The organism is Methylobacterium sp. Leaf361 (genome assembly GCF_001424445.1).
Classification (GTDB): Bacteria; Pseudomonadota; Alphaproteobacteria; order Rhizobiales; family Beijerinckiaceae; genus Methylobacterium.
Map to the genome: position 1 here is coordinate 181,480 of NZ_LMPY01000003.1, position 21,612 is coordinate 203,091.

16 protein-coding genes are annotated in these 21,612 nt (G+C 66.7%); 11 read left to right on the forward strand and 5 right to left on the reverse strand.

The genetic code is table 11. The annotated features are described in order from the left end of the window. Positions 1–73 precede the first annotated feature (73 nt). The 8 genes from ASG32_RS04540 (at position 74) to ASG32_RS04575 (ending at position 11,767) form a co-directional block, all read left to right on the forward strand. On the forward strand, positions 74–949 hold the full coding sequence (locus ASG32_RS04540) for a PhnD/SsuA/transferrin family substrate-binding protein (protein ID WP_056523052.1): 876 nt from the start codon (positions 74–76) through the stop codon (positions 947–949). Further along, positions 946–2,394: a HAMP domain-containing sensor histidine kinase gene (locus ASG32_RS04545; protein ID WP_244491804.1), complete on the forward strand. Its 1,449-nt coding sequence runs from the start codon at positions 946–948 to the stop codon at positions 2,392–2,394. The genes ASG32_RS04540 and ASG32_RS04545 overlap by 4 nt, the downstream gene beginning before the upstream one ends. Next, positions 2,384–3,712: a sigma-54 dependent transcriptional regulator gene (locus ASG32_RS04550; RefSeq protein WP_056523054.1), complete on the forward strand. Its 1,329-nt coding sequence runs from the start codon at positions 2,384–2,386 to the stop codon at positions 3,710–3,712. Before ASG32_RS04545 ends, ASG32_RS04550 begins: the two co-directional genes overlap by 11 nt. A 78-nt stretch (positions 3,713–3,790) precedes the next feature. Next, positions 3,791–4,545, forward strand: a protein-coding gene (locus tag ASG32_RS32155) for an IS5 family transposase (protein WP_107351920.1) whose coding sequence is annotated in 2 segments (ribosomal slippage) — positions 3,791–4,121 and positions 4,121–4,545 — 756 coding nt in all. Because the reading frame shifts where the segments join, the coding sequence is not laid out codon by codon here. A gap of 552 nt (positions 4,546–5,097) precedes the next feature. Beyond that, the gene (locus ASG32_RS04560) at positions 5,098–6,945 is read left to right on the forward strand and encodes an ABC-three component system protein (RefSeq protein WP_056523057.1); all 1,848 of its coding nucleotides are present in this window, start codon (positions 5,098–5,100) and stop codon (positions 6,943–6,945) included. Between the two features lie 4 nt (positions 6,946–6,949). Next, entirely contained in the window at positions 6,950–7,501 is a 552-nt protein-coding gene (locus ASG32_RS34350; RefSeq protein WP_056523059.1) for a hypothetical protein, read from the forward strand. Further along, the gene (locus ASG32_RS04570; RefSeq protein WP_056523061.1) at positions 7,498–10,311 is read left to right on the forward strand and encodes an AAA family ATPase; all 2,814 of its coding nucleotides are present in this window, start codon (positions 7,498–7,500) and stop codon (positions 10,309–10,311) included. Before ASG32_RS34350 ends, ASG32_RS04570 begins: the two co-directional genes overlap by 4 nt. Before the next feature lie 76 nt (positions 10,312–10,387). Further along, positions 10,388–11,767, forward strand: coding sequence for a hypothetical protein (locus tag ASG32_RS04575; RefSeq protein WP_056523063.1), 1,380 nt, complete (start codon positions 10,388–10,390; stop codon positions 11,765–11,767). Positions 11,768–12,310: 543 nt separating this feature from the next. On the opposite strand, the gene phnE (ASG32_RS04580) is transcribed toward ASG32_RS04575, so the two are convergent. The 4 genes from phnE (ASG32_RS04580) to phnC are packed head-to-tail and all read right to left on the reverse strand — an operon-like array spanning position 12,311 to position 15,863. Continuing rightward, positions 12,311–13,123 carry a phosphonate ABC transporter, permease protein PhnE gene (phnE, locus tag ASG32_RS04580; protein ID WP_056523215.1) on the reverse strand — a complete coding sequence of 271 codons (813 nt, stop codon included), beginning with the start codon at positions 13,121–13,123 and terminating at the stop codon, positions 12,311–12,313. 44 nt (positions 13,124–13,167) lie between these two features. After that, positions 13,168–14,052 (reverse strand): phosphonate ABC transporter, permease protein PhnE, encoded by an 885-nt coding sequence (gene phnE, locus ASG32_RS04585; protein ID WP_056523216.1) that lies wholly within the window; start codon positions 14,050–14,052, stop codon positions 13,168–13,170. Between the two features lie 26 nt (positions 14,053–14,078). After that, positions 14,079–15,008 (reverse strand): phosphonate ABC transporter substrate-binding protein, encoded by a 930-nt coding sequence (phnD, locus tag ASG32_RS04590; protein ID WP_056523065.1) that lies wholly within the window; start codon positions 15,006–15,008, stop codon positions 14,079–14,081. Between the two features lie 51 nt (positions 15,009–15,059). Further along, positions 15,060–15,863 carry a phosphonate ABC transporter ATP-binding protein gene (gene phnC / locus ASG32_RS04595; protein ID WP_056523068.1) on the reverse strand — a complete coding sequence of 268 codons (804 nt, stop codon included), beginning with the start codon at positions 15,861–15,863 and terminating at the stop codon, positions 15,060–15,062. 296 nt (positions 15,864–16,159) lie between these two features. Between phnC and ASG32_RS04600 the strand changes: the two genes are divergently transcribed. The 3 genes from ASG32_RS04600 (at position 16,160) to ASG32_RS33680 (ending at position 19,649) form a co-directional block, all read left to right on the forward strand. Next, positions 16,160–16,684, forward strand: coding sequence for an arsenate reductase (azurin) small subunit (locus ASG32_RS04600; protein ID WP_056523070.1), 525 nt, complete (start codon positions 16,160–16,162; stop codon positions 16,682–16,684). A gap of 13 nt (positions 16,685–16,697) precedes the next feature. After that, a complete protein-coding gene (locus tag ASG32_RS04605; protein ID WP_056523072.1) occupies positions 16,698–19,325 on the forward strand; it encodes an arsenate reductase (azurin) large subunit in 2,628 nt (875 codons plus the stop codon). A 177-nt stretch (positions 19,326–19,502) separates the two neighbouring features. Continuing rightward, a complete protein-coding gene (locus ASG32_RS33680) occupies positions 19,503–19,649 on the forward strand; it encodes a hypothetical protein (protein ID WP_157861898.1) in 147 nt (48 codons plus the stop codon). A gap of 236 nt (positions 19,650–19,885) precedes the next feature. Here the strand turns inward: ASG32_RS33680 and ASG32_RS33685 are convergent, their stop codons facing one another. Further along, positions 19,886–21,574, reverse strand: coding sequence for a hypothetical protein (locus tag ASG32_RS33685; protein ID WP_157861899.1), 1,689 nt, complete (start codon positions 21,572–21,574; stop codon positions 19,886–19,888). Positions 21,575–21,612: the final 38 nt, after the last annotated feature.

Here is a 21,612-nt window from a genome sequence, read left to right on the forward strand (position 1 = left end):
GCCGGTCCGGGCGCCGGACGCCTAACATGCCCTGGAAGCGGGCTCCGGGCCGGCTTCTCGGGAGGGGTTCGGGATGAGGCCGCAGACGCCATCCCGCAGGGCGTTCCTGCCGGCAGCGGCGGCTCTCGCGACCGTACCGCTCCACGCGCGTGCCTCGACGCTCGGCCCGGACGCGTTCAGGTTCGGCCTCACCCCCGTCTGCCTGACCTCCGACCTCGAACTCCTGGCACGCCTGCAGGGGTACCTCGAACGCGCGCTGAACCGGCCCGTCAGGCTCGTCACCAGGCGCACCTACCAGGAGATCACGGCACTCCTGATCTCGGGTGAGCTCGACGCGGCCTGGATCTGCGGCTTCCCGTTCGTCGCCTACCAACCGCGGCTCGCCCTGGCCGCGGTGCCTGTCTGGCGGGGCCGGCCGCTCTATCGGTCGTACCTGATTACGTCGAGCGGGCGAAACGCCGAGCGGCTTCCGGACCTGCAGGGCGACATCCACGCGTTCTCTGACCCGGACAGCAACAGTGGCTGGCTCGTCACGGCAGCCGAGCTCGCGACCGGGGGCAGCTCCCCGGACCGCTTCTTCCGCCGCACCTTCTTCACCTGGGGCCACCGCAATGTCGTGCGCGCGGTCGCCTCCGGGCTCGCCGACAGCGGCAGCGTGGACGGCTACGTCTACGAGGTTATGCGCGAGACCGACCCCGCCCTCGTTGCGCGCACGCGCATCGTGCGCGCCTCCGAGTGGCTGCCGTTCCCGCCGCTGGCGATCGCCGCCGGCGCCGCCGCGTCCGACAAGGCGGCGCGGTTCCGGGACGCGTTGTCGGCCATGACCGGGGATGCCGAGGGTCGCGCGGTCCTCGCGATGCTGCGCCTCGACGGTTTCCGCCAGGAGGATGCCGGCCTCTACGATCCGATCGCGCGCAAAATCGCGCTCGTCCGAGGCCTGCCCGGATGAGCCGCCGCACGCTCCCGATGGCGGTGCGGCTGCCGCTCGTGGTCGTGGTCTTCCTGGCCGCTGTGGCGGGCATCGTCTCCTGGCAAGTCCTCACGCGCCTCGACGAGGCCCAGACCCGCCGGTTGCGGGAGGTCGCGGCCGCCAACCTCGACGGCCTCGCCGCCGCGGTGACAGATCCGGTCATCCGCGAGGACGTCTGGGAAGCCTACGACGCGCTCGACCGGGCCCGACAGGACCACGCCGGGCTGAGGCCGACAGACACGGTCGTGGCCACTCCGGAGGGCCTCGTGCTCGCCGCCTCGGATCCGCGGGCCTTCCCCTCATGGTCCGCCCTGCCGCAGGCGTTCACCCGCGAGGCCGCCCCAGCCTCGGCGCTGTCCGTTCGCGCCGATGGGATCCGGGCCCTCGCCCGGCGGGACCTGTCTTCCGGCGGGCGCGAGATCGGACGGCTATACGCGAGCTTCGACACCGCTCCCATGTTGGCGGAGCGCCGGACCGTTCAGTGGACCCTCATCGCCACCAACGTCGGGGTCACGCTTGTCCTGGCGGCGTTGGCGTGGCTCACGGTGCGCCGCATGATGCGACCGGTCCGGGTTCTGACCCGCCATCTCCAGGCCAGCGGCGAGACCGTCACGCCGGTCCCCGCCGAGGAGGCGTGTCGGGCCGGCGCCGAGTTCCGCCAGTTGTACGGGACCTTCAACCGAATGGTGGAAGCCGTCCGGGAGCGTGAGGCGCTGGCCCTGCGCCTCGCCGAGGAGGAGCGCCTGGCCAGCCTCGGACGCCTCGCCTCGGGGATGGCGCACGAGATCAACAATCCCCTGGGCGGCCTCTTCAACGCCATCGATACCCTGAAGGCCCATGGCGAGCGCCCCGATGTCCGCCGGCGCAGCATCGAGTTGGTCGAGCGCGGGTTGAAAGGAATCCGTGACGTCGTGCGCGCGACCTTGGTCACGCACCGGGCCGACCAGCACGTGCGGGATCTCGAACCGTCCGACCTCGACGACCTACGGCTGCTGCTCGGGCCGGAGATCCAGCGGCGCGGCCAAGTCCTCACCTGGGACAACACGGTGGATCGCGCCGTCGCTGTCCCGGCTGGCGCCATCAGGCAGATCGCCCTGAACCTGCTCCTGAACGCCTGCCAGGCGACGCCGCCGGATGGCGAGGTTGGCTTCTCGGCCAAGCTGGCCGAGTCCGGGATGCTGCACCTCGTCGTGCAGGACACGGGCTCCGGCCTGGATGCGGCCGGCCGGAACGTGCTCAGCGGGGAGCGGGAGGCCGGCGCTACGGGATCCGGGCGCGGGAACGGCCTGGGGTTGTGGATGGTCCGGCGCCTCGTCGGGGAAGTCGGGGGGACCCTCGCGTTCGCGCGCCGCGAACCGGCCGGGACGTTGATCACGGTCGAGGTCCCGCCGGCTGTCACTCGGGAGCTCGCCGATGTCGCTTGAGGGCCGCTCGATCGCCTTGATCGAGGACGACCCCATCATGGGGGAGTCCCTCGTCGACCGCCTAACCTTGGAAGGCGCCAGGGTGCGGTGGTCGAGGGGGCGCGCGGACGCAGTCAGAGACCTCGGGCTGCATGCGGCGGACCTCGTCATCTCGGACATCCGCCTCCCGGACGGGACGGGCGAGGACGTGTTCGCCGCCGCCTCGGCGATGGCCGACGTGCCGCCCTTCCTGTTCGTGACGGCGCACGCCGACATCGACCAGGCGGTGAGGCTGATGCGCGCCGGAGCAGGCGACTACCTCACCAAGCCGTTCGAGATGTCCGTCTTCCTCGGACGCGTCGAGCAGTTGGTGAAGCCCCTGGAGCGGCCGGGCACCGCGGTCCTCGGGATCTCGCCGGCCATGCTCGATGTCGAGCGCCTGCTTCGGAGGGTCGGGCGCATCTCCTCGACCGTCCTCCTGACCGGTGAGACCGGCGTCGGGAAGGACGTCTGCGCCCGGTACCTCCACGAGCTTCGCCGGCCCGACCCCGGGCCCTTCGTCGCCGTGAACTGCGCCGCCATCCCGAAGGACCTGATGGAGAGCGAGCTTTTCGGGCATGAGAGGGGGGCCTTCACCGGGGCGACAGCCCGGCACCTCGGCTATGCGGAGCGGGCCCGCAACGGCGTCCTGTTTCTCGACGAGATCGGCGAGCTCGACCTGAAGCTGCAGGCCAAGCTCCTGCGCGTGATCGAGGAGCGGGCCTTCCACCGACTGGGCGGCGAAACCGCGATCCCGCTCACGGCCAGGCTGGTCTGCGCCACGAACGCCGACCTGCCCAAACGAGTCGAGGCTGGCACGTTCCGGGAGGACCTGTACTACCGCATCAACGTGTTGACGGTGCCGGTGCCCCCGCTTCGAGCGCGCCCCGACGACGTGGAATGGCTCGCCAACCGCTTCCTCGACACGATGGTCGCGGAACTCGGAGCCGAGATTTCCGGCATCGGTGCGCACGCCATGCACGACCTTCGCAACCATGCCTGGCCGGGCAACGTACGCGAGCTTCGCAACCGCATGGAGCGGGCCGTGGCGCTCGCGCAGGGTCGGCACCTGCTGACGGGCGACCTTTTCCCGGACCGGGCACCGGCGGCCAGCGCTCCTCAAGAGCGTCCCCTGTCCCTGGAAGCCGCACGCGACGAGGCGGAAAGCCGGGAGATCAGGCGTGCCCTCGCGGATGCCGGCGGGGTCATCGCGGCGGCGGCGGCCCTCGGGATCTCGCGGACGACAATGTGGGAGAAGATGAGGCGTCACCGCATCGCGTCGAAGGGCGACGAGGCCTAGGTAGGGAACTCATACAACCAACTGCTGTTGCTCGTGTTTTCGTCCTGAGATTGGGGTTTCCAGCGCAGGAGGTTCGCGATGGCACGGTTGTTCTGGCTCTCCGATGAAGCCTGGGGGCGGATCGAGCCGCACCTGCCGCACGGCCAACCGGGCAAGCCCCGGGTCGACGACAGGCGAGTGATCAGCGGCATTCTGCATGTGCTGAAGGTCGGCTGCCGCTGGCAGGACACGCCCTCCGCTTACGGTCCGCACACGACGGTCTACAACCGCTACAACAGATGGTCTCAGCGCGGAATCTGGCAGCGGCTGTTCGCCAAGTTCGCGGCCACAGGCCCCGTGCCAGATGAGTTGATGCTCGACGCGTCCCACGTGAAGGCCCACCGCTCGGCTGCCGGCGGAAAAGGGGGGCCTGGAGCCAGGCGATCGGCCGCTCGCGAGGCGGGTTCACGAGCAAAATCCATTGCTTGGCCGATGATCGTGGCCGACCGGTCGCGTTCGCCCTGACGCCCGGCAACGTGGCCGACATCACCATGGCGCTGCCCCTGCTGTGCGCTGTGGTGCCGCCCAAGCGTCTGATCGCCGACAAGGCCTACGACGCACAGAGCTTGAGAGATTGGCTGAAGAGCCACCGGGTGATCGCCACCATCCCATCCACGGCCACCCGGACGGTACCCTATAAGCACAGCCGGGTCGCCTACCGGCGGCGCAATCGGATCGAGCGGCTGTTCGGCCACCTCAAAAATTGGCGGCGCGTCGCGACCCGCTACGATCGCCTAGCCTGCAACTATCTCGCAGCCGTCGCGCTAGTTTCCTCTGTCATCGCATGGACCTGAATGAGTCCCCTACCTAGTGGTCGACATCTGACGCTTGGTACCCTCAGCAAGGGGCTCCTTTCGACCGATTTCGTTGGAAAACTCGGAGACAGCATCTCAAGCGTCATTCAAGGCAGCTGGCATGAAGAGATCTGTCTATCGCCGATGATGCAGTCACATCCCTGCGAGGTGCTCTTGGCAGTTTGATAGTAGGACCTTCTCCGTCCGGCACCCTTCCCAGCGCTGCTTCGACCCCAATCCGAGTTTCTTAAACAGAATCGACCCAAACCGGTCGTACAAACAGCTGCGAGAGCTACCCGAAAGCAAACATAGGCTGGGGCGAACTTCGACAACGAAAATGACCTAGAGCTGACCACGCGCGTCGCCGATTCAAAGACAGCTCTACGACCTGAAGGAGATGCTTCACGCCCCTCACGTGCACCAGTGAGCCGCAATCTTCATCCGCCCCCGCCGCGCAGGGTTCGAAACGCTTGCTTTGAGGGCGCGATTTGTTCCATTTCTGATCCCTGCCGCCCCTGGGGCGTCCCAGCCCCCGATTGATGCCAGGGTACCGTGGTCGCTCAACCCATCGACGCAATCGCCGGTGCGCAGGGCATCATCAGCTTCTCATGCGACTTCCCCTTGATCGACGGCGGCGGGATACCCGTATGTATCCTGCAGTCCATGATCGTCGCGGACGCGGCCATCACCGGGGACACGACGCGGGCCCACGTGGTGGCCGCGCTGCGGGACCTTTTGCACGGTCGGGACGACGCCTGGACCCAACCAGTCGTCGACGAGCTCGCCACCGGCGGCACGGCGACCGTCCTGCTCGCCCCGGAATACGCCTTCGGCTCACCCGACTGGGCCGCCGTCGACGACCTCGTCCGCGCCGCCGACCGACCGCTCGTGCTCATCGCCGGGTTCGGGATGACGCCCGGGACTTGGCTGCGCGAGTGGCTTGGTACGGAGGGCGCGACGCGGCGATACGCGGGCTGGGACACCGACAGGGAGGTGCGGGCCGGAGACAGAGTGTACAACGGCCTGTGGTGCTGGATACACAGCCCTGGGGCGGGGACCAGCTGCGTCGCCGCGTTGAAGAACTTCCCCGAGCAGAGGACGGAGGCCCCGCACCGGGGGCTCGACCGCGGGCGCAACATCGTCCGCCTGTCCTTCTCGGACGTGGACGTGTTCCCCCTTGTCTGCGCGGATCTCCTCCAGGAGCCGGACGCATCGGGGTCGTCGCCCCGGCAGCGGGTCGCCAGAGCCATCGCGGAGAACCCCGGCGGCAAGCCGGTCCTAGTCACCGGCTCGCTGCTCCAGACGAGGCCTTGGGATTGGAATTGGCAGCATGCCATCGGGTCGGTTGTCGCCGACGCCGCACCGAACCGAACCGTGGTCATGGCGATTGCGAACCAAGCCTACGGCCGCCCCCGCGAGATGGAGGACGAGGACAAGTGGCGCTCGCTGAGCGGAGTCTACGCCAGCAAGCAGGCCTATCCGAGGGGAGCCACGCCGTTCCCGAGCGGTCGCCCGGTGTCGGTCGGAGCGTCTGCGGAGGGGCTGGTCATCCGCGACTGCGGCCCCTGCGTGGTCGGCGGCCCGATACTCGTGGCCAGGGTTGGCCCTGTGACGGGACTTCACCTCTGGCAGGCTGCGACATGCTTCCCATTGGACGGGGACGGCATCGGCGCAGCATTCACACCGCACGCCTGCGCCGTGACCTACGAGACCCATCGGCTCACGCGGCGCCATCCCGGGCAAGACGCCTACAGTCCGCGCGTAGCCCAGGGGCTCGCCGTGCTGCGGGCGCACCTTGAGGGACGCGCATCGCCGGACGCCGGCGACATCCTCCGCTCGCTGTTGCGCGGGACCGAGCCCGCCGCGGAGGACATCACCGACGACCTGTACCTCTCCATGCCGGAGTTGGAGGCCGCGATCCACGCGCTGGCTGTCCTGTGCACGTTCGACGAGTTGGTGCCGCATGGCCGGACCGGCCTGGATGGCCAGCTCAGGTTCCGCGACGCCGACGCCCATATCCTGGTCTGGAAGGCTCGCAAGCAGATCGGCACGCGGATGTACCGCATCCTGCAGGCCTGGACGGCGCAGGCCGGTGGACACCCGCCTCTCGTCGTGGTCGGCTCCCCGTCCCGTGGCCTTCCGCTGCGGGCCGGCCCGGTCGAATTCGACAGGCGCTCCGACTGGACGGCCCCACCCCCCTCGAATGATGCTGGGGGCTTCGGTCCCGGGCGCACGGCGAGCCGGGACATCACGCAGCCGCGCGGGAGCCGGCGGGCGACGTGCATCGACCTTGCGCTCCTGGAGGAGCTTTACCTCGACCATGACGCGGACCTGGACGCGGAGAGGATCGCCGGCTTCCTGACGCACCTCCTGCGCGACGTAATCGGCGGCGGAGGCTGAGGGCATGGCTTGGCCGTACCAGATCCTCGACGCGCTGTGCGCGGACGTCGACATCCGCCGCGTGCCCGAGATGCCGGATATGCCGCAAACGCCCGTGGTACCGCCGGCCGAAGCGGCGTTCTGGAGCGGCGCCTATGCGCGCGTGGCGTTCTGGCCCGCGGCCGAGGACGCTCTTGCCGACGCGGCGAACGAGGGCGAAGCTTGGCTTGACGACGTGTTGACCGAGGCCGAGAGCAGCGACCGCCCGGTCGACGGCTACCTAGTGATCGGCCTGCCGGCCCCGCCGGGACACGAGACGGCGCGTTCCTTCGTCCGTAACGTCGAGCTGTCCACCATCGTCTGCCGCAAGCAGGTGGTCTGGCCCTGCACGGAAAGTCCCTGCGGATGGCGGGGGCTGGCCGCCGTCAGCGTGCTCGGCTTCCCCGACCTTGGCGCACCCGACCAGGTCGTGGCCGCCCCCGAGCTCGACCCGGAGGCCGCGGCCTTGTGGGAACGGATAGAGAGGCTCGGCTTCCGCAAAGCGGTCGACCAGGACCGAGAGGGGGACGGCGCTTGACCTCGCTGAGGATCGACCGCCTCGGGATCGAGGCGTTCCGTGGCATCACCGGGCGGCTCGAACTCGACCTACGCTCGCCCCTCACCCTCGTGTACGCCTCGAACGGCACGGGGAAGACCACGCTTTGCGACGCGGCCGAATGGCTCCTTACCGCAGCGGTCGAGCGCCTGTCGGTGCGGGATGCCGCCGGGCTCGACGAGCTGCGGTCCGGCTTCGCACCCGACTCATATCCGAAGGTCGATGCTGACATCATGGTCAACGGCGCGGCCAAGGTCTTGGAACGAAGGTTCGAAGGGGCGTCCATCGCCGAGGCGGGCGAAGCCCCGGCCCCGGTTGGACCGACAGACCTGCTGGCGTTCCTGGCCCCGGACGGGGCCGGTCCGGGGCGCCACCAGCGGACCGCGACAACCCTCCGTAGGCAGTGGCTGCGCGGGGCGCGGTTCCTGTCGGTCGAGACCCTCGCCGCCCTCCTGGATACGGACGACGACACGGTCGAGCGCCGGCGCCGCGTCTTCTCGGACCTCCTCGGAGTCCGCGAGCAGGCCGATGCCAAGGACCGGATCAGGCAATACGCCGATGCCCTGAGACCGGCCGCCGCCCAACTGACAAGGGAAGTCGACAAGGCCCGCGCGGCGGTCGATGAAGCGCAGGCCGGCGCCGGCGACGACTCGGGGAGCGCGGCCAGCGAGCGGGAAATGGAGGCCGCTGAGAAGGAGTTGGGTCTCGCACCGTCGGCCGACCGGCTCGGGGCGGCCGCGGCCGAGATTGCCCGCCGAAGGCAGGGTCTGACGGGGAAGGCAGACGCGTTGCAACTCGTCATGAAGGAATGGCGGAACCGACGGGAGCTACGGCGCGATCTCGAAGCCGAGGATGCCGCCGCAAGCGGCGCCGGGACGGCGGCCGTGAACGCGGAAGGCGAGTTGCGGCAAGCCGAAACGCGCGTCCGGGACGCGCAGACAGCCCTCCGGGATGCCGAACTTCGCGGACGCAGGCTGGTCGACCAGGGGGCGAACCTGTCGAGGCAACTGGCCGCTTTCGCGACCGAATGCGATTTCCTGGCCCCCGACGTCGGTTTGCCCGAACGGCCGACCATCCATGTCGTTCGCGAGGCCGTCCCCCAGGCACGCCTGCCGACCGCACGCAGGGTTGCGCTCGAACGTGAGGTGCAGGGGCTGCTTGGCAGATACCCTGACCTCCGGACTTGGTCTGCGCGCCAGGCGGAAGCGGAGGCCGCCCTCGTCGAGGCCCGATCCGCCGTACGGGGTCCGGACGTGATCCAAGGCCTGGTAGATGCGCTCTCGCGGGCCGAGCACGACTTGGCGGCGGCGGTCGAGCGGCTTGAGCGCGAGGCAGGGCCCCTGCAGCGGCTCCGTGCCGCCGGGGAGGCGTTCCTACGGCATGACCACGATGCCACGCATTGCCCGACCTGCGGCCATGACTGGCAATCGCACGGGAAGTTGATGGCCGAGGTAGAGGCCCTCATGGACCGTACGCCAGCCTTCGTGGCCGTCGCGCAGGATTCCGTCGACCGGGCGACAGTGGCCACGGCGTCCGCTCGTCAGGACCTTTCCGCGGCCAAGCAGGCCGCGGAGCGCGAGAGGCGCCTCGCCGCGGAGCTCGCCCAGCTCCGTCAGAACATCGAGCGGTTCGAGAGGTCCTCCCGTTCCGCCGGGATCGACCCGGAGCCGGCGGACACCTTCGAGGGACGGCTCCGGAAGGAAGCCGCGTGCCTACGCCTCGCCGCGGCGCTCCTGGAAACCGACGGACTTGCCGGCCTGCTGGCAACCGGCTTCGGGGTCGCCTTGGACGAACACGTGGCGCTGCCCGCGGCCCGCTTCCACCTAGACCGGGAAGTCGCAGCGCGCGTCGCCGCCGCAGGTCTCGAAGGGCGACGGCTCGGAGAAGCGCTGGAGGGCACACGCTCCGCCGTGGCGGCACTCATGACCGCGAAGGCGGAACGGGCGACCGCGGTCGAGCAGGCAAGAGACCGCCGGGCATCCATCCAGGCACGCCTTGACGCGCTCGTCGCCGGTTGGGCGCGCCTAGCCGGTCAACGCCCGTGGACTGAGGCGAACCTCGCCGTCGTCCGATCGGAGGTCGCGGACGAGACGTCCCGCCTCGAACGGGCGGAAGCGCATATCGCGGCCGCCGACGCCGCTATCGCCCGTGAAAGGCGTCGACGGGGCTTGGCAGCGGCCGAAGCCGACCTCTCGCGGCTCCAGGGCCGGCTCGCGTCGGTCACGCAAAAGCAGGCGGCGGCGGATAGGGCGTACCATGCGTTCGAGGCCCACTACCAAGAGGCGAGCCGACGGCAGGTCGAGGCGCTCCGCGACACCGTCAACCCGCTTTTCGCGCGCATGCATGCGAACAAAATCTACGAAAGCATCGGGTTTGGCGAGGGCGAAGATCTCCTTCGATGGCGTTCGGACATCGGCGGCCGAAGCTTCGATCCCGAGCGGAACTTCAGCCAAGGCCAGCGGCAGGACCTCGCGCTGGCACTATTCATCGCCCGGGCCAGAAGCCTCGGGGGAACCTTCTTCCTCGACGAACCCGTGATTCACCTTGACGACGTGAATAGGGTCGGCCTCCTCGATGTCCTCCGAGCCTCGGCGATCTCCGGCCGGAACCATACCAATTTCGTCGTCACCACCTCCAGCCATGCGATGGCACGGCACCTGATCGAGAAGTTCGACCGCGTGGATGGCTCGAACCCCCGCGGCGACGGCATCCCGATCCTCCGGGTGTACGAGTTGCGCGGCAACGGTCGCGACGGGGTCGAGAGGATCGACCGTTACCCGCCTCCGTCCTAATGCCCGGGTGGGGCGATATTGGCGGGAAGGCTCGGGCCCCGTTCACGGGGTTTAGGAGGGGATTGGGGATCGTCGCATGAACACCGCGAGCGGAAAGGCGGACGGCAGGCCGCGCGACGACCTCGGATCCCACCTCGATGGCAACCTAGCCCGTTTCGACCGGTGGGCCGCGGCCGTGCTCCTCACGGTCTGCGCGGTCGCCGTGGCGTACTGCCTGGGAGAGGCGACGGATGCCCGGGCCTTCGCCACCGCTCTGTCCGTACTGGCGTGCGTGCTCGTCGCGTCCTGCGTCTCCGGGGCGCTGGCGGGCTTCCTCTTCGGCATCCCCCGGCTCCTCGCGCAAGGAGACCCGGCGGTAGCTTCCCCCTCTAACGAGCTTGGCGCCGCCAGTCCGAGGGCGAGGATCCGGCCCCTGGTCGGCAACTCCAACCTGGAGGAGATCTCCGACTGGATCACCAAGATCCTCGTCGGCCTCGGCCTCGTCCATGCGAACGAGGCGGTCTCCACGGCGCGTGGCCTGGCAGCCTACGTCTCGACGAGCGGCCTTCGGGGAGCTCCGGCCTCCGACCTCCTGGTCATGGGCGTGGGCGTGAGCGGCCTCCTGATTGGTTTCCTCTACTTCTACCTCCAGACGAGGACGCGCATCACGCTGATGTTCTTCGCCACGGAGGATGTCCAGGATGCCGTCGTCGTTCCCAAGGCTGATGTCGACGCCGCCAACGAGGCCCCGATCGTCGACGAGGAGTTCCGACGTGCCGCCATCGCCGCGCTTTCCGCCGGGATCGGCTTTCCGACCGCCACCGTCCCCCCATTGCCAGCCGATGCCACGCTTCTCGGAGTAAGCTTCGACCGGCTCCGGACGTCTGAGGAGTTCGCGGCCTGGGGCGCTGCACAGGCGCGCGCGCGCAACTTCGAGGCGGCCGAGACGGCGTTGGTGCAGGCCAACGCCCTCGATCCGGCCAGTTCGCTCATCCTGCGCAGGTTAGCGGAGGTCCGAGCCTTGCGCGGCGACATCCGGCGGGCGGTCGAGACCCTGCGCGAGGCGGGCGACAAGGCCCCGCACAAATGGCGGATACGGCGTCGGGAGCTGTTCCATGCCCTTTATCTCCCGATGCCGGACGGCTTCACACGCGCGCTCCGGCTGGCAGATGGCTTGATGCAGCACCCGGAGGGCAGTCTCGATCCGATGGTCCATGTATGGCGGGCCTGCGCACATGGTCAGAGGCATCGCTGGCTCTCGGAAACTTCTGGGGCGGAGAGTGAGAAGGCGGATGCTAGGGCAGAGGCTTTGGCGTCGTTGGCGCGCGCGGTCGATTTGTCGCCAGACCCGGAGAGTCCGGCACGCGTCACGATGCGCAGCTTGATCGATTCGTCGGGGAACGCATCCGACAACGATCTAGGCGACTTCGCGAACGACCCTGAATTTATCGAGGCTGTCGACCCCGCACGTGGCTGACTGGACCGTGCTGACGCCCGCGCCGAACCCGCAATGTCCTGGGGCCGGTGCGGGGCCCCATATGACGGAACGGCGGCGACCGCGGCTCGAAGATCCCTCTGAGAGCGCATCGCGGCCCTTTATACTTCCGCAGTGTGAGGCTGTGCTTTCATCTCGACGAGGCACACGTTCGGCCGCAAAGGTTCGCGATGTTCCGCGGACGTCGCTTATGTGTTCCAACATCAGGATGTCGTGACCGTCGGGCAATGTGCACTATGGGTCTGCACTCGCCCAGTGAGCGGGCCTTCGTGAGATCGAACTCGAAAGTTCACTCATGGCGCAACGCTGCCGGCCGCTTTCCTCGGACTAGGCGTCTGCTCTTTGGATTCCGCCATCCTAAACCGGACTGGCTGAAACCACCCTGAGCGGAACCCACGAATGGGTACTAAGCGTCGGGTTTCGATCACTAGCAAGGCCCCGGGGCGCCACCTCGCGCGACGAGGCCGCCGAGACACGAGCGCCGGGCATCGAGCGACCCGGCAAAGCCCGGGCCCGTAAGCAACGCTAACGAGCCTGGTCGCCGATCAGGGCCCGCCGAAGGCGGGAGGAGACGGCGTCGATAGCCGCCACGGTAACCAGGATCATCAGGACGAGGAACGCGACCTGCTGGAGTTCTAGCACGCGGATCAGTTCGGTGAGGTACTGGCCGATTCCACCCGCGCCGACGATGCCGATGATGGTTGCCGAGCGTGTGTTCGACTCGAAGAAGTACAAAATCTGGCTGCCGAGCACCGGCAGGACCGCCGGAACGATGCCGAAGCGGATGCGATGCATGTTCGAGCCGCCCGAGGCGGCGACGCCCTCGGCCGCCTTGCGGTCGACGGTCTCGACAGCTTCCGAGAACAGCTTTCCGAAGGCGCCGAAATCCGAACAGGCGATGGCGAGTGCCCCCGCGAACGGGCCCAGACCGACGACGTTGATCCATATCAGGGCCCAGATCAGCACGTCGACCGAGCGGAACACGTCGAGGCCGCGCCGGACCGTGAAGTGCACGATGACGTTCGGCACCACGTTCTTGGCGGCGAGGAACGCCATCGGGAAGGCCATCGCGGCCGCCGTCAGTGTGCCGAGGAACGCGATCGCCAGGGTCTCGCCGAGCGCGTGAAGGAACTCCCAGAACCGTCCGCCTGGCGTGGGCGGCAGCATCATGAGCGAAAACTCGGCGAGACGTCCCAGGCCCCCGAGGACGCGGCCGGGCGAGAAGTCCAGTCGAACCATCGCGAATGCGGCGAGGCCGACGATGGCCGATGTCGCGGCGACATAGGCGAGGCGGCCGCGCCAAGGCGTGTGGAACGCCGCGGGATGGCGTTGCCGCATGGTCGCGAGATCCGCCGCGGGATCCGAAGGCGAGCGGGGCTGGATCACCGAGCCGTCTCCAGGCCGAGAAGGCGGTGGCGGAGACGCTCGGTCGCGAAGTCTATGGCCATCACCGTGAGGATGATGAGGAGCAGGATCGCGCTGACGTCCGTGTAGTAGAAGTTGCGGATGGCAGAGAGGAACTCCTGCCCGATGCCGCCGGCCCCGACGAAGCCCATGACGCCGGCTCCGCGGACGTTGACCTCGAATCGCAGGAGCCCGTAGGAGGCGAAGTTCGACAGCACCTGTGGCAGCACGGCGAACCGGATCGTCTCGATGTGGGTGGCGCCCGCCGCCTTCAGGCTTTCGACCGGCTTCATGTCGATGTTCTCGACCACCTCGGAGAACAGCTTGCCCAGCGCCCCCGTGGTGTGGATTGCCAGTGCTAGCACGCCGACCATCGGTCCGAGCCCGAAAGCGATGACGAACAGGAGCGCGAACACGATCTCGGGCACCGTGCGGCAGAGTTCGAGCCAGCGCCTGACCAGGAAGCACCCAGCCCGGCTCCGCGCGAGGTTCGAGGCCGCCCCGAAGCACAGCACGAAGCCTGCGATCCCGCCGAGCAGGGTCCCGAGATATGCGATGAGCAGGGTCTCGCCGAGCAGCTCCAGCCACCGCGGCAGGGCCCAATACCATTCGGCGACGTCGCCTCGGAAATTGCCCAGGGTGAGGTGCGGCAGCAGGCGACCGATGTAGGCGGTGAAGTTGCCGATGTTCTCGGCGAACACCAGCGGCTGCACCTCGGCCACGTACCCGGCGAGCACCAGCAGCGCGAGGACGATGGCCCCGGTCGCGAGGGTCCGCCGCTGGGTCGCTCCGACGGCCCGCGCATAGGCCCCCGCCAGCGCCTCGGCGCGGGCGGGGGGCAGGGGGGCGATGCGCTCGTTCATCGACGCGCCGCGGTCGAGTGTCACGCTCAGGACTTGCGACGCTGGGCGTCGTTGAACCGCAGCATGTCGATCATGGGCTCGAAGTCCTTGAGCGTGACGGGATTGAGCCCGGTGTCCTTGCCGTCGGAGAGCCGGTCGAAGGCGGCCTTGTCGTCCTTCGGTAGGTCGAGGAAGGCCTGGCGGATCTTGGCCTTCAGGTCGTCCGGTAGGCTCGCCAGCACGGCGAACGGGCCCTCCGGCAGGAAGTCGGACCTGAACACGACCCGGAAGTCCGATTGCTGCATCGGCGTGCCGTCGGGCTTCTTGAGCATGCCCTTGGCGGCCATGCGGGTGACCATCGTGTCAGTGTCGGTATTCCAGAGGTTGGCCGCGGCGTCGGCCGTCCCCTGGGTGAGCGCCAGGACGGCGTTCTCGTGGCTGCCGGCATAGACGGTGCGCCCGAAGAACTTATCGACGTCGTAGCCGGCCTTGTTGAGGAAGAACCGCGGCGCCTGGTTGCCCGATGCCGAATTCGGGTCGACGAGGGCCAGGTTCTTGCCTTTCAGGTCCTCGACCGTCTTGTAGGGGCTGTCGGCCCGCACGTAGATCACCGAATAGTAGCCCGACGCACCGTTGCCGTGGGTCTGGTTGACGACGGGCTCGGCCTTGACGCCGGTCATCACCGCCCTGGCAAACGCGGCGGGCCCGTAGAACCCGATGTGGATGTTGCCGGCGCGCTGCCCCTCGATCACGGCGGCGTAGTCGTTGGCGACCCGCAGCTTGACCGGCACGCCGAGCTGTTTCGAGAGGTAGGCCGCGAGGGGTGCGTAGCGGTCCGCGGTGCCGGAAGCGTTCTCGGCCGGGATCACGCCCAGGGAAAGCTCGGGATACTTGCTCTTCCACTCCTGCGCGCTGGCCGGAAGGGCGAGGCACCAGAGCGCCGCGAGGGCGCCGGCAAGGGTACGACGTGCGAGCATGACGAATGACTCCGTGACGAATAACGGATCGCGCCGGCCTTGCGCCGGCGCTCAGGCTACGAGGGCGCGGGCCTCGACCAGGGGGCGAGGCGCGGCCGGCTGGCGGTCCATGACCTCCCCGGCCTCAAGGCCGTAGAGCCGTTGGGCCACGTCCTCGGTGAGGTCGAAGGCGCCGCCCTCGAAGACCACGCGCCCGTCGGCGAGGCCGACGAGGCGGTCGCAGTAGGCGCGGGCGAGGTCGAGCGAGTGCAGGTTGCACAGGACCGTGATGCCGTGGCGCCGGTTGGCGTCCGCGAGGGCATCCATCACCAGCTTGGTATTGCGCGGGTCGAGGGAGGCCACCGGCTCGTCGGCGAGGATGATGTCCGGTTCCTGCATCATCGCCCGCGCGATGGCGACCCGCTGCTGCTGACCGCCCGAGAGCTGGTCGGCCGTTTGGCCCGCGAGCTGGGCCATGCCGAAGCCCTCAAGGATCGCCAGCGCCTTCGCGCGATCCTGGGCCGACCACAGCTTCAGGAGCGCGCGGTGGCTCGGAACCCGGGAGAGGCGCCCCATCATGACGTTGGTCAGAACATCGAGGCGTCCGACCAGGTTGAACTGCTGAAACACCATGGCGCAGCGGGCGCGCCAGCGCCGGAGGTCCGCACCTTTGAGCGCCGTGACATCCACCCCGTCGAACATGATGCGCCCGGCGGACGGCTCGGCGAGGCGATTCAACATGCGCAGCAGGGTCGATTTGCCCGCTCCGGAACGTCCGATCACGCCGACGAAGCTGCCTTGCGGAATGCTGAGGCGAACACGGTCGACCGCGTTCCTAGCTCCATATGTTCGGGTGAGATCTTCGAGCAGAAGCATCGCTGTGTCCGTCGGGAACCCAGCCGCTCCCTAGACGGGTTGGAGTGACACTAGGATGACGCCCGTTCGCGCCACGACGCGGCCTTCGGAAGAGGTGCAGCCTTGGCACGACTGTCTCGTTGAAGCGACATGTTCGGCGATCCGAACATTCCGCTTGGGGATGTTCGGAAATCCTGACGTTCCGCGGCGCGCCAAGCTGCCCAAACCCTAGATTTTACTTATACTTAGACCGGGTCTAAGTGCTGGCATGGCACGTGCGCAGGGCTTCCAAAGCTCGAATGCTTGGGGAGGCCATCGTGAAAAAATGCGATCTCATGATCGACGCGGGTCGGAGGCGGTTCCTATCCGGCGCCGGCGTCGCCGCAGCTGGTGCCGCAGCCACGACCGTGCTCGCGCCGCAGCCAGCGAGAGCCGCCCTGCCCACGGCACGGGTGACCTACCCCAGGACGCGCCTGGCAAACCTGAAGGACTTGAAGCCGAACGAGCCCTTCACTGTCGCCTACCCGGACGCGGATGCCCCGGGCGTCCTGATCAAGCTCGGCAAGCCGGTGCCGGGCGGAGCCGGGCCGGACGGGGACATCGTCGGGTTCAGCACGGCCTGCCCGCACAAGGGCTTCCCGCTGCACTACAACGCGGAGCGGCGCACCCTGAACTGCCCGGGCCACTACTCCGTCTTCGATTGCGAGGCCGGCGGCCAGGAGACCTGGGGCCACGCCACTCAGAACCTCCCCCAATACGCGCTGAGGGTCGATGCGCAGGGCGACATCACTGCCGAAGGCGTGGACGAGCTGATCTACGGCCGCCTGTCGAACGTGCTCTGAGGGGAGAAGCGAGATGACCTACAAGAGACAGATCGACCGCCTGCCCATCATCCCGGCGGACGCGAAGCGGCACAACGTCGTCTGCCACTACTGCATCGTCGGGTGCGGCTATCATGCCTATAGCTGGGACATCGACAAGCAGGGCAACGCCGACGCCGCCGGAAACGTCTTCAAGACGGATCTGACGAAGCAGCAGGGCCCGAACGCCGAGGCTTGGTACGCGCCCTCGATGTACAGCGTCGTCAAGCAGGACGGCCGCGACGTGCACCTCGTCATCAAGCCGGACACGGGCTGCGTCGTGAACTCGGGCCTGGGCTCGGTGCGCGGGGCGCGCATGGCCGAGATGACCTACTCGGCCGTGCGTAACACGGAGCGCCAACGCCTCACCGATCCGATGGTCTGGCGCTACGGCCAGATGCAGCCGACGAGCTGGGACGACGCCCTCGACCTCGTCACGCGCGTCACCGCCGCGGTCATCGCCGAGAAGGGCGAGGACGGCCTGTTCGTCTCCGCCTACGACCATGGCGGCGCCGGCGGCGGCTACGAGAACACCTGGGGCACCGGCAAGCTCTATTTCGGCGCAATGAAGGTGAAGAACATCCGCATCCACAACCGCCCGGCCTACAATTCCGAGGTTCACGCGACCCGTGACATGGGCGTAGGCGAACTCAATAACTGCTACGAGGACGCCGAACTCGCCGATACGATCTTCGTAGTCGGCGCGAATTCCCTGGAAACCCAGACCAATTACTTCCTGAACCATTGGGTCCCGAACCTCAACGGGTCATCCATGGACAAGAAGAAGGCTCAGTTGCCCGACGAGCCGCACGCGCCCGGCCGCATCGTCATCGTCGACCCGCGCCGGACCGTGACCGTCAACGCCTGCGAGGTCGAGGCGGGCGCCGACAACGTCCTGCACCTGCCCATCAACTCGGGCACGGACCTGGTCCTCCTGAACGCGCTCCTGACCTACGTGGCCGACAAGGGCTGGACCGACGCCGACTTCATCCGGGCCTCGACGAAGGACTTCGACAAGGCCCGCGCGGCCAACCGGACCAGCCTGGAAGAGGCCGCCGCGCTGACCGGACTCAGCGTCGACCAGATCCGGAAGGCCGCCGAGTGGATCGCGCAGCCCAAGGAGGGCGGTCACCGCCGCCGGACCATGACCGCCTACGAGAAGGGGCTGATCTGGGGCAACGACAACTACCGGACCAACGGCGCCATCGTGAACCTCGCGCTCGCCACCGGCAACATCGGCCGGCCGGGCGGCGGCTGCGTGCGCCTCGGCGGGCACCAAGAGGGCTACGCACGGCCCTCTGACGCCCATGTCGGGCGCCCGGCCCCGTACATCGACCAGCTCCTCATTAACGGTGCAGGCGGCGTCCACCACATCTGGGGGTGCGACCACTACAAGACCACGCTGAACGCCCTGCAATTCAAGAACGCCTACAAGCGCCGCACCGACATGGTGAAGGACGCCATGTCCAACGTGCCCTGGGGCGACCGCAAGGCGATGGTCGAGGCCATCATGGGCGCGATCCGCAAGGGCGGCCTGTTCTCAGTCGACGTCGACATCGTACCGACCCAGATCGGGCAGGCCTCACACGTCTGGCTGCCCGCCGCGACCTCGGGCGAGATGAACCTGACCTCGATGAACGGCGAGCGCCGGATGCGCCTGACCGAGCGCTACATGGACCCGCCCGGCCAGTCGATGCCGGACTGCCTCATCGCAGCTCGGATCGCCAACGGCCTGGAGCGCGTCTTCCGCGAGATGGGCAAAGCCGACGTCGCCGACCGCTTCAAGGGCTTCGACTGGAAGACCGAGGAAGACGCCTTCATGGACGGCTACCACCAACACGAGAAGGGCGGCGAGTTCGTGACCTACGCCCGCCTGCGCGTGATGGGGACCAACGGCTTCCAGGAGCCGGCGACGGGCCTCGAGGGCGGCCCCTCGCGGGCGGAGGGTACGAAGGGCGAGACCACGACCGGCCAGACACCCGGGATGGTGGTCCAGGGTCCCGCCATCGAGGCCGCGCGCGGGAAGGAGCCCGCCGTACAATCCGGGGCGAACAGCGCCGCCGTCCCGGTGTCCGCGAACGGCACGGAACGCATCATCGGCACGAAGCGCCTCTACGCTGACGGGAAGTTCACCTCGAAGGATGGCAAGGCCACGTTCCACGAGACGCAGTGGCGAGGCCTGCAGGCCGCCGGCAAGCAGGAGGAGAAGGACCGCTTCCCGTTCCTGATCAACAATGGCCGGGCCAATCACGTCTGGCAGAGCGCCTACCTCGACCAGGAGAACGACTTCGTGATGGACCGGTACCCCTGGCCCACCATCGAGATGAACCCGAAGGACGTCTCCGATCTCGGCCTGAAGGCGGGCGACCTCGTGGAGGTTAGCTCGCCCTCCGGATTCACGCAGGCCATGGTCTACCCGACCGACCGCGTCAGGCCGAAGCAGACCTTCATGCTGTTCGGGTTCCCGGCCGGCGTCCAGGGCAACACCGTGTCGGCGGGCGTGAACGAGTTCATCATCCCGAACTACAAGCAGACCTGGGGCAACGTCCGGAAGATCGCGGACGCCCCGGCCGGGCTCCGGTGGCACTCGTTCAAGAGCCAGGACTACACCGCGCCGGTCTGAGACGAGCGAGGCCGCGCCACGGAAGACATGGCGCGGCCCGCCTTCCGGGATCGAACCAACCGCGTCTTCATGCGAAGATCGAACTCGCCCGTTCCGGGTGTCCGGGCGTCCGCCCGAGATCCCTCGGAAACCCCGGCCTGGTCCGCCGCGGCACGTCGGACGGCGACGGCCGCCGTGATGGTTACCGTCGGTGCCTTCATGGGCCTCGGCGCCCTGTGGCTGGGCCCGCCGTACGCCGAGTACGCTTGGCTGCATGGCCTCCTGGGCGCCCTCGGCGCAGCCGTCTTCATGTTGTTCTTCGGCGAGGCCGTATGGCGCCGCTAGTAGTCGAGAGCTGACGCTTGATACCCTTTTGGTGAGTCCAAGTCGGGTGGAGGGACGCTATTGGGCCGCTGCCAGAATGCGGTAATAGGCGATCAGGGCAATACCCGTTCCACTTTTGTCGTAGTCACTGGGTCGAACCATGGCCCAAGGCGGGTAGCCCGGTCGAGCCCTACAACCGAGTGCTGCAATCGTAGTTCAACTGCAACACACCACTCGATGTATGCGTTGGAATTACCTCAGACCATTTGTCTTCTAAACCCATCTATGAAAGCCGACACTTCAGAGTATAAACTCGGCTGGAGCAGTTTGCGCTTGTTGGTCAACTTAATAATCTTTCCGCTCATCTCATATCCGTTGAGCGACACCGACCCTACGATGAACTGGGCGTTGGCCGGCCTTTGCGCTTCGATCGTGCTGAAGATGCGCTTTGCGTTCACAGGATCCTGATCTTGCTGCAAAGGACTGTCAAGAATAATTGGCGCTGTAATTGCTGTTGTGTACTCGAAGCACGTGCTGACGAACGCAAGTACGTAGGACAAGACCGCACGTGGATGAACCGATCCCGTATCTTTGATGATATAGTGTATTTTCTGCGCCTTATCAAGGCTGACATTCTTGACATCGAGTAGTTTCAGGTTGGCAGTAATCTGCTGAGCAAAAAAGTCTTCAATTTTATGCCTCCGCTCTTTGTTCTCGAGTTTGCGAATTTGCTTCTTGACCGACTCAATTTTCGTGATCAGATCAGTCGTCTTGGTCTCAATCTCAGCGGCCTGCTGGTCGAAGACGCTCAGTGCTTGGCGCTGTCCCTCTGAGGCGATAACCTGGGCAAGTGTAACCTCCCCCTGTTTGATGGTGAGCACCTGCTGGGCAGCCGCAACCTGCTCGTCAACGGTCTTGAGATTGAGGTGAGCGGCTTCAACTTGTGTTTTGACCTCGATCATCTGGTCGACGAGTTCATTCAAAACCGCAACGCATGCCTCGCGATCCTCAATGATACCGAACCTCATTGCGAAGTTATTCTCGTGGATCGTTCCGCACGTTGGGCAAGGGATTGGCTCATCGCCGCGCTCGTTGAGCCATTGGTGATCGTTCTCAAGCTCTTTCAGGGCGCGACGCCCAACCTCGAATTGGTCGTTCAGGACCGTTCTTTGCGCGATAGCATCACTTAATGCAGCAGCGAATTTAGATCGCTCCTCGCGCAGCTTCTTCAAATCCGCGAGCAAACGCAGGATCGCCGCTTCGTATGCCTCTTGATCTATCGACAAGGCGTCCTGTGTCACAGACTCCCGGAGAGCGAAGGCCGACCGCTCAACAACAATTGCTTGGCTCTGCAACTCACCTTTTTCGGCGGCCATTTGTTGAAGCTCGGCTCGATGAACGAACCATTCGTCCGGCACGATTCCCGAATGGTATGAGACAATGTTTCGATGGTATCCAGCGAACTGCTTCAGCCCATTGAACGACTGCCACGGACGCTCCCAACCTACATCCTGATCGACGTAGAAGGGTAAAAAAAAGAAAGCGGGCGTTGGGGTTGTCGGGCTCCCTTTACGGTCCGCCAGGACCAGATTAACCGCAAGTAGATTTGCGAGAGACGGAGCCAGCTGACTCGTCACTCTTTGCATCGATTCCCTAAGCACATATTCTTCATCGAAAAGCGCAAAATTCGACCCGTGTCGAAACATAAAGAATGTTTTATCTTCGACTTCAAACTCAAGGAGGCCAGTCATTTTTAGCTTGGGCCAACTTTCGTGGATGCGCGCAGGATCTGCTCCGAGAACCCAATACAAGGATTTGATCAGGGACGACTTACCGGTCGAGTTGCCCCCTAATATGATCGTCATCTTCGGATCGAACGACGTCTGGAACGCCGCTTGTTCCAGGTCGGACATGAGATATAATTTTTTGAAGCGTAAGTTTTTCATCTGTTTTCTTGCGCAAATTTCTAACCAGCAATCTAAAT

Excerpts from the sequence above, each read along its gene's own strand:
- ASG32_RS34350 (WP_056523059.1), top strand. The coding sequence starts at position 6,950 with ATGGCTTGGCCGTACCAGATCCTCGACGCGCTGTGCGCGGACGTCGAC.
- ASG32_RS04550 (WP_056523054.1), top strand. The coding sequence starts at position 2,384 with ATGTCGCTTGAGGGCCGCTCGATCGCCTTGATCGAGGACGACCCCATC.
- ASG32_RS33685 (WP_157861899.1), bottom strand. The coding sequence starts at position 21,574 with ATGAAAAACTTACGCTTCAAAAAATTATATCTCATGTCCGACCTGGAA.
- phnD (WP_056523065.1), bottom strand. The coding sequence starts at position 15,008 with ATGCTCGCACGTCGTACCCTTGCCGGCGCCCTCGCGGCGCTCTGGTGC.
- ASG32_RS04575 (WP_056523063.1), top strand. The coding sequence starts at position 10,388 with ATGAACACCGCGAGCGGAAAGGCGGACGGCAGGCCGCGCGACGACCTC.
- phnE (WP_056523216.1), bottom strand. The coding sequence starts at position 14,052 with ATGAACGAGCGCATCGCCCCCCTGCCCCCCGCCCGCGCCGAGGCGCTG.
- phnE (WP_056523215.1), bottom strand. The coding sequence starts at position 13,123 with ATGCGGCAACGCCATCCCGCGGCGTTCCACACGCCTTGGCGCGGCCGC.
- ASG32_RS04605 (WP_056523072.1), top strand. The coding sequence starts at position 16,698 with ATGACCTACAAGAGACAGATCGACCGCCTGCCCATCATCCCGGCGGAC.
- ASG32_RS04545 (WP_244491804.1), top strand. The coding sequence starts at position 946 with ATGAGCCGCCGCACGCTCCCGATGGCGGTGCGGCTGCCGCTCGTGGTC.
- phnC (WP_056523068.1), bottom strand. The coding sequence starts at position 15,863 with ATGCTTCTGCTCGAAGATCTCACCCGAACATATGGAGCTAGGAACGCG.
- ASG32_RS33680 (WP_157861898.1), top strand. The coding sequence starts at position 19,503 with ATGGTTACCGTCGGTGCCTTCATGGGCCTCGGCGCCCTGTGGCTGGGC.
- ASG32_RS04540 (WP_056523052.1), top strand. The coding sequence starts at position 74 with ATGAGGCCGCAGACGCCATCCCGCAGGGCGTTCCTGCCGGCAGCGGCG.